The organism is Wenzhouxiangella sp. 15190 (genome assembly GCF_003417465.1).
GTDB lineage: Bacteria > Pseudomonadota > Gammaproteobacteria > Xanthomonadales > Wenzhouxiangellaceae > Wenzhouxiangella.
The window spans coordinates 248014-261723 of record NZ_QVMV01000028.1; the positions used below are offsets into that span (position 1 = coordinate 248014).

Sequence of the window (13710 nt, forward strand, 5' to 3'; positions counted from 1 at the left end):
ATACCGATGAGCACCTGGCTGGCCATTGCGCTGATCCTGATCGGATGCAGCTTCTTCCTCGCGGGCACCGTCGGTCTGCTGCGCTTTCCCGACACCCACTCGCGCCTGCACGCACTGACCAAGGCCGACAACCTCGGGCTGGGGTTCATCTGCGCCGGCCTGGCTGTGCATGACGGCAGCCTGACCGGGACCATCCACCTGCTGTTCGTGTGGGCCCTGGCGATGATGGCCGCGACGGTGTCGGCCTTCCTGATTGCGCGCTGGGCCGACGAGGAGCCCGAGCATTGAGCCTGCTGTCACTGATCTTCGATGCCCTGCTGGGCCTGGGCCTGCTCTGGCTGGCCTGGCGTGCGGTGTCCTCACCGGGACTGTTTGCCAGCGTGGTTCTTTTCATGGTTTTTGGCTTCGTCATGGCGATCACATGGGCGCGGCTCGGCGCCCCGGATCTGGCACTGGCCGAGGCGGCCATCAGCGCCGGGCTGACCGGCGCGTTATTGCTCAGTGCCTGCAAGGCGGCATTGACCGACACCGGCAACGACAATGAGCTTCCCGACGAACCCTCCACGGTCCGCCGCCGCTGGCCGGCCGCGCTGATCTGTACCGGGCTCGGCGCCGTGCTGAGCATCGTCATGATCCAGGTCGCCGCCAACCGCGCCGCCGTGCCCCCCGCGCTGGCCGAAGCGGTTACCACCCATCCGCTCGACAACCCCATTACCGTCATGCTGCTCGACTTGCGCGGCTACGACACGCTGCTCGAGGTGACCGTGCTGCTGACCGCGTTCCTGGGCGTGAGGATCCTGCTGGAGCAAACCGAACTGCCCCGGCTGCACGCACCGAGAGCGACCACGCCGCTGATGGTCGATCCCCTGCTTGCCATGGCCACACCGGTGCTGCTGATGACGGCCCTGTACCTGTTCTGGACGGGCATGGAAGCGCCGGGCGGCGCCTTCCAGGCCGGTGCCCTCCTGGGTGCACTGGGCGTCATGTACACGCTGACCGGGCGTTTCGAACCGCTGGATCGAACGCCCGTGCTCCTGAGGCTCGGGCTGATCCTGGGCCCGGGCATGTTCGCGATCTTCGCCTGCCTGGCGCTCACCTGGAGCGAGTGGCCGCTGGCCTATCCCGCCGGGGCCACCGGCGCCGCGGCGGTGGCGATCGAATTCACCCTGATGATTTCGATCGCCGTGACCCTGACACTCCTGTTTTCGGCCACGCCCGGACTGCATGCCCGACACATGGGGGTTCGGCATCCATGAGCGGGATCCTTGCGTTTTCGCTCACAGCCGGCTTGCTGTTCGCCTTGGGCCTGTACGGCATGCTCACGCGCACCGGACTGATTCACCGCCTGCTCGGCGCCAACATCATGGCCGCGGCCGTCTTTCTGTTCCTGGTCGTGCTGTCCACGCGCGCCACCGAGGCAGGCGCCGACCCGGTTCCCGAGGTCATGGTACTGACCGGCATCGTCATCTCGATCAGCCTGACAGCGTTCGGGCTTGTCCTGATTCGCTATCTGCGCGCCATGACCGGTCAGGCGACGCTGCCGCGTTCAGGACGCGAAGGAGACGGCCATTCGGGCGATGACTGAGCCAACCCCCATGCTCATGGCCGCTGTCACGGCGTTGCTGTTCGGTCCCTTGCTGACCGGGCTTGTGGTCTATCTGTTGCCTTCGCGCAGGCTGCGGGATATCGGGCCCGTCGTGCTGGCCATCGGGTTGCTGGGCCCGCTGTGGCATCTCGGCACGGAAGTGGTCGGCGCCGGACCGCTCGTCCTGGCGCTGGGCGGGCATTTCGCCCCGCTGGGCATCGAGCTGCATGTCGACGGCCTGGCCCTGGCCATGCTCTGGCTGACCGGCATCGTGGCGCTCGCGGTCAACGTGTATGTATCGGCTTCGCTGCCGGTGGACGCGCACTTTCCGGCGACCGGCTTCCGGGCGCTGTGGCTGATTCTGTGGAGCGGACTCAATGCCCTGTTTATGGCTGCGGACCTGTTCAACATCTACGTGATGCTGGAATTGACGGCCCTGGCGGCCGTATCGCTGGTTGTCGTCAGCCGGGGCCCGGAAGCGGTATCGGCCGCCACCCGCTATTTCCTCTTCGCGCTGGCCGGCTCACTTTTCTATCTGCTGGGTGTTGCGCTGGTCTATGGCCAGACCGGACTGTTGAGTCTGCGCGTTCTGGAGACGTCGAGCTGGGGCGGTCCGGTTTCACTGCTTGCCCTGGGGCTGATGACCGGCGGATTGGCCATGAAAGCCGCGCTGTTTCCGGTCCACGCCTGGCTGCCCAGGGCCCATGCCGTCGCCCCGAGCGCCGCCAGCGCGGCGCTGTCAGCCCTGGTGGCCATGGCCGGCGCCTATCTGATCATCCGCCTGTGGCTGGGCCCGTTCGCCGGCCACTGGCCCCAGGCGCTGGCCCAGGGCATGGCCGCCCTCGGCACGGCCGGTATCGTGTACGGGTCGATCCAGGCACTGCGCCAGTCCCGATTGAAGCTCGTCATCGCCTATTCCACCGTCGCCCAGCTGGGTTATCTCCTGCTGATCTTTCCCATTGCCTCCCTGCTGGCATGGCAGGGCGTCGTCTATCACGCCCTCAGCCACGGCCTGGCCAAGGCCGCCTTCTTTCTTGCCGCCGGCAATATCATTCACCTGCTCGGCAACGACCGGCTCACGTCGCTGAGCCGCCGGGATCATCGCCTCGCCGGCAGCGTCATGGTCATGGCCCTGTCCGGCATCAGTCTCTCCGGACTACCGCCGAGCGGCGGGTTTCTCGGCAAGTGGTGGCTGATCAATGCCGCACTTGAATCCGGGCAATGGTGGTGGGCGCTGGCCGCGGCTGCCGGCGGTCTGCTGGCCGCTGCCTACGTATTCCGGGTATTGCGCCACGCCCTGGCCGAGCCGCACCCCGACGCGGCTCGCGATGCGCCGATAGCGGACAACCTGCCGCGGCGCATGTTCTGGCCACCCATGCTGCTGGCGCTTGGCGCCGTCGCACTGGGTTTTGCCGGACAGCTGCTCTCGCCCGTCATCCGGATCGGCTTGCCCACGGGAGTCGGCGGATGAGCCTCTATGCCGCCATGCCGTTGTGGGTGGTGCTCAGTTCCATGCTGGCATCGGTGATCATTTTCGCGCTGGGTGAAGACCGACGCCGCATGCGGACCTTCATCAACCTGGCCGCCGCCGTAATCAAGCTGATACTGGTCGGCATCATGCTCGCCGGCGTCGCCCGCGGCGACCAATTCGGCGTTCGCTTCGCCCTCGCACCGGGACTCGAGTTCGCGCTGCATGCCGACTCACTCACCATGCTGCTGATCACGCTCTCGGCCATCCTGTGGCTGGTCACCACGATCTATGCCATCGGCTATCTCGAGGACTCGCCCAACCGGGCGCGCTTCTTCGGTTTCTTCAGCCTCTGCGTGGCCGCCACCATGGGCGTGGCCTCGGCGGCCAACCTGTTCACTTTCTTTATTTTCTACGAACTGCTTACGCTTTCGACCTGGCCGCTGGTGGTTCACCGCGGCACCCCTAAAGCCATGCGTGCCGGCAGCAAATACCTGGCCTATACGCTTTCCGGCGGCACGGTCCTGCTGATCGGGATCATCGGTTTGCATGTGATCGCCGGTCCGCTCGACTTCGTCCACGGCGGGTTCGTCACAGCGGACATGGCGCCACGGTCGGTGCTTGTCGCGCTGTTCGTCCTGATGCTGGCCGGGACCGGCGTCAAGGCCGCGTTCTTCCCGCTGCACTCCTGGCTCCCGGCGGCCATGGTGGCGCCGGCACCGGTCAGCGCGCTCTTGCATGCGGTCGCCGTGGTCAAGGTCGGCATCTTCGGCGTGGCGCGCCTGGTCTTCGACGTCTACGGGCTGGAACTGACCGCGGCACTGGGTATGGACCATCTGCTCGCCGGGATAGCGGCGTTCACCATCCTCTACGGTTCGGTACGCGCACTCGGCGCTGTCAACATCAAACAGCGTCTGGCCTGGTCAACGGTCAGCCAGGTCTCCTACATCGGCCTGGGAATCGGCATCGGCGGGCCGCTGGCCATCGTCGGCGGCCTGGCGCACCTGGTCCACCAGGGCCTGATGAAGATCACGCTGTTCTTCTGCGCCGGCAACCTGTCCGAAATCCACGAGGTCAAGAATGTCGACCAGATGGATGGCATCGGTTGGCGCATGCCCTGGACCATGGGCGCGTTCACCTTCGCGGCCCTGGGCATGATCGGCGTCCCGCCCATCGCCGGTTTCATCACCAAGTGGTACCTGGGGCTGGGCGGGGCCACAACCGGTGCCTGGTGGGTCATTGGCGTACTGGTGGCAAGCACGTTGCTCAACGCCGCCTACTTCCTGCCGATGCTGCGCCGGGCCTGGTTCGTGGCGCCCGCCGGGGGCCACACTGACCGGCGCGAGGCACCGCCGAGCCTGCTGGTGCCGGCCCTGGTGACAGTGCTGCTGGCCGTCGGTTCCGGGTTTCTCGCGGGTATGCCGATGAGCCCGCTGCAGTGGGTCATGCTGATCTCGGAGCGCTTTCTCCAATGATGTCCGCTTATCCCGTCGTCGCCTTTGTCCTGCCGATCCTGCCGGTTATAGCCGCATTGCTGCTGTTCATTCCCGGAGTCTCCGGTCCGACGCAGCGCCTGGCGCCCTGGCTGCCCCTGACCGCCCTGGGCCTTTTGAGCCTGCATGGTCAGGTTGTCGAGTTGCCCTGGCTACTCCTGGGCGCGCGCATCGGTCTCGACTCGACCGCCCTGCCCCTTTTCATGCTCGCCGTGATCGTCTGGACCCTGGCCGGCCTGCATGCCCGGGGCAATCTGCCCGCCGAGAGGCGTTCCGTGTTCTTTTTCTTCTGGCTCATGACCTGGACGGGCAACCTGTGCGTGTTCATCACGCTGGACGCGGCCAGCTTCTATGCCGCTTACGCCACGCTGACCTTTGCCGCCTACGGTCTCATCGTGTACTGGTTGCGCCCGGCGGATTTCCGGGCGGGTCGCGTCTACCTGACCATGGCCGTGATCGGTGAAGGGATGCTCATCGCCGGCTTGCTGGCGCTGGGCGCAAGCTTTGGCAATATCGATCTGGAACGCGGCAGCGAATTCATGGCCATGCTGCCGCAGGGGTCCTGGGTCGCGCTGCTGTTCGCGCTCGGCTTCGGCATCAAGATGGGGCTAGTGCCCCTGCACATGTGGCTACCCCTGGCCCATCCCCAGGCACCCGTTCCGGCCAGCGCCGTGTTGAGCGGCGTGATCGTCAAGGCCGGGCTGATCGGCTGGTTGCGATTCCTGCCACTGGGCTACGACGGCGCCACGCTGACCGGTCTGGTGCTGCTCGTCGGCGGCGTGCTCACCACGTTCTACGGGGCGGTAGCCGGCGTGGCCCAGACTCGCCCCAAGACCGTGCTGGCGTATTCGACCGTCAGCCAGATGGGATTGATCGCAATCCTGGTCGGACTCGCTTTGCTGTATCCGGAGCAGGCGGCGATCCTCACCGCGGCGGCGGTACTGTTCGCCCTGCACCACGGTCTGGCCAAGGCCTCGCTTTTCATATCCGTCGACCTGGCCCACACCCGGACGACGCTTGCGCGCGCTTTGATGTGGCTGCCCGCGCTCGCCGTCGCCGGAGCCCCCCTGACGTCCGGGGCATTGGCCAAGACCCTGATGAAAGGCGCCATTCCGGCAACCGAAAGCGGTTGGCTGGAGCCGGTGCTCCTGGCCGGCTCGGTGGCCACCACGCTCCTGATGACCCGTTTCCTGTTTCTCGCCTGGCCGCGGGAACACAAGTCCGAGCCCGGATGGGTCGCCCCCTGGATCATGATGGTCATCGCCGTGATCGCGGTGTCCTGGGTGGGCGTACTGATGGCGGATCCGGCGCTCGTATGGCGCCCGTTCAAGCCCGATTACCTGGTCTCGACGGCCGCACCGGTGGCGATCGGGATCCTCATCAGCCTGGCCGCCGCGAAATGGCTGCGCCGCGACCACCTGCCCATCATTCCCGAAGGTGACCTGATCGCGCTGATGCCGGCGATGCCGCACATCGGGAAGATGCTGGCGGCGGAAGAAAGGCAACTTGAAAAGCCGGCCACGGTGTTTCTCGAACGGACCGAGGCCGCGCTCGGCGATCTGGCGATCGCGCTCGTGGCCTGGCTGATCATCCTGGTACTGATGTTCGTTCCCTTCATGCCCGGACTGCTGGGCTGATCAGCCCCGAGGTCGCCGGCAGCCTAAGGAACCTAAGGTTCAGCCCTCTTTCGGAGCCGGTCGGGCGACCGACCCACGTCCTGCCTTCGCGAGCCATCGGGACGCCAGGCGGGCAGCAACCACAACCGCCAGCGAACCCAGGACCCAGCCGGTCAGCGGATGTGTCAGTCCGGCCCACAAACTGAACCCGTGGCCGTGAGGTACCGGATCCGCATGGGCCAGTGCGGTAAGGCTCAGGGTTGCCAGCAAGAAGCCGGCAATCAGTCTCGTTGTAATGCTCATCAAATGCTCCTCGACAAATGCTTCAGGTGATATTCACCTTGACCAGATCTTCACTTTCGGAATCCTGCACATGCACGGCACAGGCCAGGCATGGATCAAAGCTGTGGATGGTGCGCAGGATCTCCAGGGGCTGCTCGGCATCATGCAGCGAATGCCCCTTGAGGGATGCTTCATAGGGGCCGCTCTGTCCCTCGGGATCCCGGGGACTGGCGTTCCAGGTCGACGGCACCACGGCCTGGTAGTTGGCAATCTTCTCGTTCTCGATCACCACCCAGTGCGCCAGCGCGCCCCGCGGGGCTTCCATGAACCCGACGCCGCGGGCCTGCTTGGGCCAGGAACCCGGCTCCCACAAACGATCGTTGAAGGTGGATACATCGCCGGAATTGATATTACCCATCAGGTTGTCGAACCAGGTCGGCATCATGTCGGCAAAGATCTTGGTCTCCAGCGTTCGGGCCGCGACCCGCCCCATGGTCGAGAACATGGCCTCGATCGGCAGGTCGAGCTTCCCGAGCGCCATCCCGGCCAGATCACGGGTCTGTTCATGGCCGGAGGCATAGAGCATCAGTACCCGGGCAAGCGGGCCGACCTCCATGGCCTTGCCGCGCCAGCGTGGCGCCTTCAGCCAGGAATAGGTCGATGCCGGATCGAGGTGATCGAAGGGGGGCTCGGGGCCGTCATAGGCAAGCTCGGTTTCGCCCGCGTAGGGATGCAGACCGGCGTCCTTGCCGGCCGAATAGTTGTACCAGGAATGGGACACGAACTCCTGGATCTCGTCTTCGGCATCGAGGTCCATCGGATGGATCTGGGAGAGATCGCGGTCGAGAATGACTCCGCGCGGCACCAGGAGCTTGCTCACGTCATCGGTGCCGTCTTCCGGAAAATCGCCATAACACATGAAATTGCCGATGCCCTCGCCGTGACCGGGCTTGAACCAGTCCTTGTAGAACGAGGCGATCGCCAGGGTATCGGGTACATAGACCTGATCGACGAACTGCTGCATCTTCCCGATGATCTCGCGCACTTTTTCCAGCCCGCCCCGATTGACGGCCGTGGCGCCGCCGCCACCAGCGCCTTCATTCACGCTGATGCCCACCGGCGCACCGCCCACCAGGAAGTTGGGATGCGGATTCTTGCCGCCGAAGATCGTGTGCAGCTTGGCAACCTCGCGCTGCCATTCGAGCGCGTCGAGATAATGAGCCACGGCCATCAGGTTGGCCTCGGCGGGCAGCTTGTAGCCCGGATGCCCCCAGTAGCCCTTGGCGAAAATGCCCAGTTGGCCGGATTCCACCAGCTCGCGCACGCGGCGCTGGACGTCCCGGAAATGACCGGGCGACGAGCGTCGATAATCCGAGATCGACTGGGCCAGTTCGGATGTACCCACCGGGTCGGCATCGAGTGCCGAGACCACATCGACCCAATCGAGCGCATGCAGGTGGTAGAAGTGCATGACGTGATCGTGGACGAACTGGGCGCCGATCATCAGGTTGCGGATGAGCTGTGCATTGGCCGGAATTTCGTAGGACAGCGCATTTTCCACCGCGCGAACCGATGCGATGCCGTGCACAAGGGTGCACACGCCACAGATTCTTTGCGCGAAAGCCCACGCATCACGCGGGTCACGGTCCTTCAGGATGATCTCCAGGCCCCGCACCATGGTGCCGGAACTCAGCGCCTGAGTAATCTGCCCGTTTTCGGTTTCCGCTTCGATCCGCAGATGACCCTCGATACGGGTGACGGGATCAACAACGACGGTCTCGCTAGACATGAATTACTCCTTGATGTTGGCCGCGACCAGTTCCAGCAGGCTTTCCGGCCGCTTGTCCCAGTCGAAATGTTCGCTGGCGTCGGTAAAAGCCAGGCGGCAGTCTGAACAGCTGGTCAGAAAACGCTTGGCACCGGTGCCGTCGACTTCCCGGAGCTTGAGCTCCTGGGCCCGGTAGCGCAGCGGACGGGCGCGCTCGATGTCGTTGACCCCGCCACCACCGGCACAACAGAAGCTGAAGCCCTTCTTGTTGGGCAGCTCCTCCAGATTGACGCCGAGCTCGCGCATCAGGGTTCTCGGCGCATCCATCACGCCGCCCTTGCGGACCAGCTGGCAGGGGTCGTGGAAAGCCGTGGCCTCGTCGTCGACCTGGTTGAGCCGGAGCCGGCCATCGGCGACCTGCTCGGCCAGGAATTCGGTGACGTGGCGGACCCGGAACGGCAATTCTTCCCCGGCAAGCTCGGCCGCCTGCCAGCGCAGCGCGGTGTAGGCATGGCCGCACTCGGGCACCAGTACCAGTTTCGCCCCGATCTCGCGGGCCTGGTCGATGATGCGCATACTGATCTTTCGCTGCCAGTCGCGGCTGCCGGCGTAGTAACCGTAGTTCTCGGCCACCAGCGACTCGCTGCGGAAAGTGTAGTCGGCGCCGAGGTGCTTGAGCGTTTTCGCCAGCGCCACGACCGCCTCGGGATACTGCTCGAGGTCGGTACGCGGGACACAGGCCAGTACTTCGGCCGAGTCCCGGTCAATCGGGATGTCGATGCCATGCTCGCGCCCGATCGCCGCGATGCGGTCGGAATAGCCTTCCTCGCTCTTTTCCGGCTGCCCCGAATCGGCCTGCTCGCGGGCACGCTGATAGAGTTCGTCGGGCGCCAGCCCGGCCTCGAACATGGCCCGGCGGGCATTCTCGATCAGCGTGGCGATATCGATACCCATTGGGCAGATCAGGCTGCAGCGACCGCACATGTTGCAACTGTCGAACAAGAGTTCCTGCCATTCCTGCAACTCGTCGGCGCTCACCTCCTTTTTCAGACCCAGCAGGCGGTAGAAGGGAGCGAAAGCGCTCGACTCACGCTTGTAGGCCTGCTTGAACGGCTCGACCTTGAGGATCGGCGTGTACTTGGGATCCTCGGTCGCGAGAAAGTAGTGGCAGGCATCGGCACACATGCCGCAATGGATGCAGGCTTCGATTTGCAGCGCACTGACTGCCCCGAAATCCTGCGCGAAACTCTTCATTGCATGCGCCTGCCGGCTTTCATCCGGCATGTCGACGCTTGCTGTGGAATAAGTCTGGGTCGTAGTGCTCATGTCGCCGCTCCCTTGCGTGATTGCAGATAGCCGACAACCGCCCGCGTCGGGAAGATGAAGAACGCGTGCATCAGCTTGCCGAACGGGAACCAGATCAACAGGACGTTGAAGCTGATGATGTGCCAGGCCAGTATCGTTTCGTAGCGGCCACCCAGGCCGAACACCGCCATCACACCGGTCACCATCACGGTGAAGGTGATGAACCAGCTGAAGTAGTCATCGAAATTCGACAGCCGGCGCAGTACCGGGTGAGAGATCCGCCGAATGAGCACGATCAGCAACAGTGTGACGGTCAGGATGGACAGCACATGAACCACCCCGCCCGGCAGGGTCGGCCACCAGCCCGCGCTCACGCCGAACAGGTTCTTCCAGAACACCACGTGCGGTGTGCCGAGCAGAACGATGATGAAAAGGCCGATGTGATAACCGTACCCGATCGCTTCCCCGGCGCCGGTGCGACCGATGAATTCCTTGTGCGGCCAGGACCGCGATCCGGTCACCGTCATGCCGCCGATCAGGGATTTCACCAGCCCGTTGCGGGGCTCGCTGTGGTAACGCTTGAAACCCAGAAACAGGATCGTGACGATGCGCCAGATGACCCCGAGCACGAATACCGCCAGCGCGAAATGCAGCATCGGGCCGCGGGCAAATTCCAGTATGGTCATGATGATTCCTCCTCACCGGCCGTCTCGGACCGCTTCTTCTTGCGCCGGCTCGCGGCATAGGCCGAGGCCGCGCCCAGGGCCACGCCGGCCGCAGCCGCGCCCCCGATCTGGCCGCGATCCTCGAACAGTTTGGATGTGACCGGCTCGTAGAAGCCGCCCTGATCCCAGAAATTGGGTTCGGAACAACCAATGCAGCCGTGGCCGGACTCGATCGGAAAACTGGTGCCTTCGTTCCACTTGACCGTGGCGCAGGCGTTGTAGGTGGTCGGCCCGCGGCAACCCAGTTCGTACAGGCACCAGCCATTGCGCGCGCCCTCGTCGTCGAAGCTCTTGGCAAACTTGCCCTCGTCGTAGAAGCGGCGACGATAGCAACGGTCGTGAATCGACTGACCGTAGAACACCGACGGCCGGCCGTACTTGTCCAGATCCGGGACGCCGCCGGTGGTCAGGTAATGGACGATGGTGCCGGTCATCACCGCCGGGATCGGCGGGCAGCCGGACACGTTGATGATCGGCCGGTCGTGGATGATTTCGGAAACCGGCACGGCCCCGGTCGGATTGGGGTTGGCATAGGGTATGCCGCCGAACGACGCGCAGGTGCCCACACAGAGGATGGCCGCGGCACCGTCGGCCGCGTGGCGGAGCTGGTCGACGAAGCTCTCGCCGGCGCTGGTGCCGTAGACACCGCCCGCGCCCTGCGGAATCGAGCCGTCGACAATGAGAATGTACTCGCCCCAGTTCGCCTCCATCGCCTCGTGCCGGGCCGCCTCGGCGGCCGTGCCCGCGGCCGCGAACAGCGTGTGGTTGTAATCGAGCGATATGGTGTCGAACAACAGGTTCTCGATCGACGGCGAGAACGAGCGCGTCAATGATTCGAGACAGCCGGTGCATTCCTGAAACGGCATGTAGATCACCGACGGCCGGCGCGCTTGGCGGAGATTCTGGGCCAATGCGGAAGTCATCATGGGCGGCATCGCCATCAACGATGCCATCGCGGTGCAGAATTTCATGAAACGCCTTCGGCTGACGCCGCGTTCATCGAGGACTTGGCCGATCGTCGGTTGACTGGAGCGATTGTTGTCGGATTGGGTCATTTACGTTTCTCCGTTGAGTCTTGCGCGCAACGCGTCGGCGGCCTGACCGATCTCCTCGGCCTGCGCCCGCAACAGGTCCGGCACGTGGTTGATCTCGATATGCTCGGCCACGACCTGGCCTTCGGGATCCTTGTGCTGTATCCACCAAACGCCTGGAAAGGCGGTCTCGCGAATGCGGGTCTGCCCATCGAGCTCGAGGGTGAAATCCACCTCGCCCTGGCCGAGCATCTGGCGGAACGATTCGAATTCGGCGGCGGCCATGGGAATCGACTTGATGTCGATGGCACCCGACTCGCCGGTCTCGTGCAGCGTCTCCAGCCGCGCGGCGATCTCGTAGCCGAGGGCGCGAACGCCACCACCGAGAATATCGTCACCCGGCGCCGGCGGCGGCTCGGTCTTGACGCGCAGGGGAAGGAGTTGACCGGTATTCATGGCAATGCCGCCTCGATCAGTTCGGTAACCCGCTCACTCGCCTCTTCGACGGCAGGAGCCACCGCGGGCGAGGGTTGAGAAGACCAGTCGACGACGCCCGGCTCGATCGCCACCAGGGCGTATTCGGCCGGCAGTCGGCCGCGTAGCCGCGCCGCACCGAGTACGTCGAGCAAGTTGACTTCGTGCACGCTGGGCCGGCGACTGGTGGTCAGGAAATGTTCCAGTTCGGCATTGCGGAAGACCGCGACCGTGCCCGGCGGGGAATCGAGATAGGCGGCATCGACGATGATCAGCCGGTCGGCCGATTCGATGTGCTCGAGCAAGCTGAAGCTCAGGGTGCCGCCGTCGAAGAAAGCGATCGGCTTGTCCAGGTTGCGCTCGCGCAGCTGTTCGACCACGTGCACCCCGACACCGTCGTCGCCGAGCAGGGTATTGCCGATACCGATGACCACGATGCTCGGCGGTGCTTCCTGCGCCGGCCGGTCGACCGTGCCGATCGCACCGGAATCCGCCGTGACATCGGCGAAACCGGCCGGATCGCTATCCGGGCGATCCTGTGCCTGGTGGATTCGTGGGGACGTATCCTGCATCGTGGTCCAACCTCCCTTGACCCATTTTGACGCTTTCCATTCAACCACCGCCGCGGCTGCCAGGTATTGATTTGTATCAATTGACGCGTTTTTGTGTCGGCCGATTGCCGGGGATGACCTTGGCCCCGTATCATCCGGGGCATCATCTGGCACCGGCTTGACCCAGATCAACACGACTGCCCCGGGCCGGAGTCCAGAATCGTGGCTGCAAGATTACAACCGGTGAGGTCGCATGCATGAACTGAGCGTCTGCCAGTCACTGCTGGCGCAGGTCGCCGAGGTCGCCGCTGGACACGACAGTTCGCGAGTTTCGAGCGTCACGGTGCGCGTCGGTGCGCTTTCCGGGGTCGAACCGGATCTGCTGCGGCAGGCATTCATCGTGGCCCGGGCCGGCGGTGTTGCCGCCGAAGCCGATCTGATCATCGAGCCCGATCCGGTGCGCATCCATTGCCTGGAATGCGAAACCGAACACGGCGTGGCGCCGAACCGGCTACTCTGCCCCGCCTGCGGGAACTACCGCGTGCGGCTCGTCGGTGGCGAGGATTTGATACTCGCCAGCGTGGCACTGGAGACCGCGAACACCAGGACATCGCCGACCACTGAAAACGGAGAAGCACATGTGTGAAGACTGCGGCTGCACCCTCAACGATACGACGCACGATCACGGTCACCACACCGAGGAATCGGTGCGCGTCATGCGCGGGCTGATGGAAAGCAACGACCACCAGGCAGCGCACAATCGCGAGCACTTCGATCGCCACGGCGTGTTGTGCATCAACCTGATGTCCTCGCCCGGCGCCGGCAAGACCCGCCTGCTCGAGGCCACGGCCGAAGCGCTCGGCGGGCGCATGGGTATGGCGGTGATCGAGGGCGACCTGGAAACCGAGAACGATGCCCGGCGGCTGCGCGACAAGGGTGTGCCGGCGGTGCAGATCACCACCGGCAGCGCCTGTCACCTCGATGCCGGCATGGTTCACGCTGCCCTGCACGAGTTGCCGCTCGATGAGATCGATGTGGTGTTCGTCGAAAACGTCGGCAATCTGGTCTGCCCGGCCAGTTTCGACCTCGGCCAGCACGCCAATGTTGTACTGCTGTCGGTCACCGAAGGCGATGACAAGCCGGCCAAGTATCCGGTCATGTTCCGCGCCGCCGACCTGGTGGTGCTGAGCAAGACCGACCTGCTCGAATTCATGGACGACTTCGATCCCGACAACGCCGCCCGCTATCTGAACGATCTCGGCATGGAAGCGGCCATGGTCCGGACCGCGGCCGGTCGTCGCGCGGCCATCGGCGACTGGACGGCCTGGCTCGAAGCTCGGCTGGCCGCTCACCGTAGTACCCAGCGTGAATCCCGGCCGGCGGCTCGGGACATGACGACCGTCGGGGCCTGA

15 protein-coding genes are annotated in these 13710 nt (G+C 64.7%); 8 read left to right on the forward strand and 7 right to left on the reverse strand.

Translation table 11 applies throughout. From position 1 onward, the window contains the following. Positions 1-6 precede the first annotated feature (6 nt). Genes DZK26_RS08180 through DZK26_RS08205 form a run of 6 tightly spaced genes read left to right on the forward strand, consistent with a single transcriptional unit; the run spans position 7 to position 6183 of the window. The gene (locus tag DZK26_RS08180) at positions 7-288 is read left to right on the forward strand and encodes a monovalent cation/H(+) antiporter subunit G (protein ID WP_116897683.1); all 282 of its coding nucleotides are present in this window, start codon (positions 7-9) and stop codon (positions 286-288) included. Then, a complete protein-coding gene (gene mbhE / locus DZK26_RS08185; RefSeq protein WP_181918320.1) occupies positions 285-1256 on the forward strand; it encodes a hydrogen gas-evolving membrane-bound hydrogenase subunit E in 972 nt (323 codons plus the stop codon). Before DZK26_RS08180 ends, mbhE begins: the two co-directional genes overlap by 4 nt. After that, positions 1253-1585, forward strand: coding sequence for an NADH-quinone oxidoreductase subunit K (locus DZK26_RS08190; protein ID WP_116897685.1), 333 nt, complete (start codon positions 1253-1255; stop codon positions 1583-1585). Before mbhE ends, DZK26_RS08190 begins: the two co-directional genes overlap by 4 nt. Then, complete coding sequence (locus tag DZK26_RS08195) at positions 1578-3056, forward strand: complex I subunit 5 family protein (RefSeq protein WP_116897686.1); 1479 nt, start codon at positions 1578-1580, stop codon at positions 3054-3056. Before DZK26_RS08190 ends, DZK26_RS08195 begins: the two co-directional genes overlap by 8 nt. Further along, entirely contained in the window at positions 3053-4528 is a 1476-nt protein-coding gene (locus DZK26_RS08200; protein ID WP_116897687.1) for a proton-conducting transporter membrane subunit, read from the forward strand. Before DZK26_RS08195 ends, DZK26_RS08200 begins: the two co-directional genes overlap by 4 nt. Beyond that, a complete protein-coding gene (locus DZK26_RS08205; protein ID WP_116897688.1) occupies positions 4525-6183 on the forward strand; it encodes a complex I subunit 5 family protein in 1659 nt (552 codons plus the stop codon). Before DZK26_RS08200 ends, DZK26_RS08205 begins: the two co-directional genes overlap by 4 nt. A gap of 39 nt (positions 6184-6222) precedes the next feature. Here DZK26_RS08205 and DZK26_RS08210 read toward each other — a convergent pair whose 3' ends face one another. The 7 genes from DZK26_RS08210 to DZK26_RS08240 are packed head-to-tail and all read right to left on the reverse strand — an operon-like array spanning position 6223 to position 12319. Beyond that, a complete protein-coding gene (locus DZK26_RS08210) occupies positions 6223-6465 on the reverse strand; it encodes a hypothetical protein (RefSeq protein WP_116897689.1) in 243 nt (80 codons plus the stop codon). A 22-nt stretch (positions 6466-6487) separates the two neighbouring features. Further along, positions 6488-8233, reverse strand: coding sequence for a nickel-dependent hydrogenase large subunit (locus DZK26_RS08215; RefSeq protein WP_116897690.1), 1746 nt, complete (start codon positions 8231-8233; stop codon positions 6488-6490). 3 nt (positions 8234-8236) lie between these two features. Then, positions 8237-9538 carry a (Fe-S)-binding protein gene (locus DZK26_RS08220; RefSeq protein WP_116897691.1) on the reverse strand — a complete coding sequence of 434 codons (1302 nt, stop codon included), beginning with the start codon at positions 9536-9538 and terminating at the stop codon, positions 8237-8239. Further along, positions 9535-10203 carry a nitrate reductase gene (locus tag DZK26_RS08225; RefSeq protein WP_116897692.1) on the reverse strand — a complete coding sequence of 223 codons (669 nt, stop codon included), beginning with the start codon at positions 10201-10203 and terminating at the stop codon, positions 9535-9537. The genes DZK26_RS08220 and DZK26_RS08225 overlap by 4 nt, the downstream gene beginning before the upstream one ends. Then, entirely contained in the window at positions 10200-11297 is a 1098-nt protein-coding gene (locus tag DZK26_RS08230; protein WP_116897693.1) for a hydrogenase small subunit, read from the reverse strand. The genes DZK26_RS08225 and DZK26_RS08230 overlap by 4 nt, the downstream gene beginning before the upstream one ends. Continuing rightward, the gene (locus DZK26_RS08235; RefSeq protein WP_116897694.1) at positions 11298-11729 is read right to left on the reverse strand and encodes a hydrogenase expression/formation C-terminal domain-containing protein; all 432 of its coding nucleotides are present in this window, start codon (positions 11727-11729) and stop codon (positions 11298-11300) included. After that, entirely contained in the window at positions 11726-12319 is a 594-nt protein-coding gene (locus tag DZK26_RS08240) for a HyaD/HybD family hydrogenase maturation endopeptidase (protein WP_116897695.1), read from the reverse strand. The genes DZK26_RS08235 and DZK26_RS08240 overlap by 4 nt, the downstream gene beginning before the upstream one ends. A 232-nt stretch (positions 12320-12551) precedes the next feature. Here DZK26_RS08240 and hypA point away from each other — a divergent pair, with 232 nt between their 5' ends. Together hypA and hypB are read left to right on the forward strand one after the other, a co-directional pair. Continuing rightward, positions 12552-12944, forward strand: coding sequence for a hydrogenase maturation nickel metallochaperone HypA (hypA, locus tag DZK26_RS08245; protein ID WP_116897696.1), 393 nt, complete (start codon positions 12552-12554; stop codon positions 12942-12944). Continuing rightward, a complete protein-coding gene (gene hypB / locus DZK26_RS08250; RefSeq protein ID WP_116897697.1) occupies positions 12937-13710 on the forward strand; it encodes a hydrogenase nickel incorporation protein HypB in 774 nt (257 codons plus the stop codon). Before hypA ends, hypB begins: the two co-directional genes overlap by 8 nt.

Excerpts from the sequence above, each read along its gene's own strand:
- DZK26_RS08195 (WP_116897686.1), top strand. The coding sequence starts at position 1,578 with ATGACTGAGCCAACCCCCATGCTCATGGCCGCTGTCACGGCGTTGCTG.
- DZK26_RS08230 (WP_116897693.1), bottom strand. The coding sequence starts at position 11,297 with ATGACCCAATCCGACAACAATCGCTCCAGTCAACCGACGATCGGCCAA.
- DZK26_RS08180 (WP_116897683.1), top strand. The coding sequence starts at position 7 with ATGAGCACCTGGCTGGCCATTGCGCTGATCCTGATCGGATGCAGCTTC.
- DZK26_RS08225 (WP_116897692.1), bottom strand. The coding sequence starts at position 10,203 with ATGACCATACTGGAATTTGCCCGCGGCCCGATGCTGCATTTCGCGCTG.
- DZK26_RS08235 (WP_116897694.1), bottom strand. The coding sequence starts at position 11,729 with ATGAATACCGGTCAACTCCTTCCCCTGCGCGTCAAGACCGAGCCGCCG.
- DZK26_RS08215 (WP_116897690.1), bottom strand. The coding sequence starts at position 8,233 with ATGTCTAGCGAGACCGTCGTTGTTGATCCCGTCACCCGTATCGAGGGT.
- DZK26_RS08200 (WP_116897687.1), top strand. The coding sequence starts at position 3,053 with ATGAGCCTCTATGCCGCCATGCCGTTGTGGGTGGTGCTCAGTTCCATG.
- DZK26_RS08210 (WP_116897689.1), bottom strand. The coding sequence starts at position 6,465 with ATGAGCATTACAACGAGACTGATTGCCGGCTTCTTGCTGGCAACCCTG.
- hypA (WP_116897696.1), top strand. The coding sequence starts at position 12,552 with ATGCATGAACTGAGCGTCTGCCAGTCACTGCTGGCGCAGGTCGCCGAG.
- DZK26_RS08205 (WP_116897688.1), top strand. The coding sequence starts at position 4,525 with ATGATGTCCGCTTATCCCGTCGTCGCCTTTGTCCTGCCGATCCTGCCG.
- DZK26_RS08190 (WP_116897685.1), top strand. The coding sequence starts at position 1,253 with ATGAGCGGGATCCTTGCGTTTTCGCTCACAGCCGGCTTGCTGTTCGCC.
- hypB (WP_116897697.1), top strand. The coding sequence starts at position 12,937 with ATGTGTGAAGACTGCGGCTGCACCCTCAACGATACGACGCACGATCAC.
- DZK26_RS08240 (WP_116897695.1), bottom strand. The coding sequence starts at position 12,319 with ATGCAGGATACGTCCCCACGAATCCACCAGGCACAGGATCGCCCGGAT.
- DZK26_RS08220 (WP_116897691.1), bottom strand. The coding sequence starts at position 9,538 with ATGAGCACTACGACCCAGACTTATTCCACAGCAAGCGTCGACATGCCG.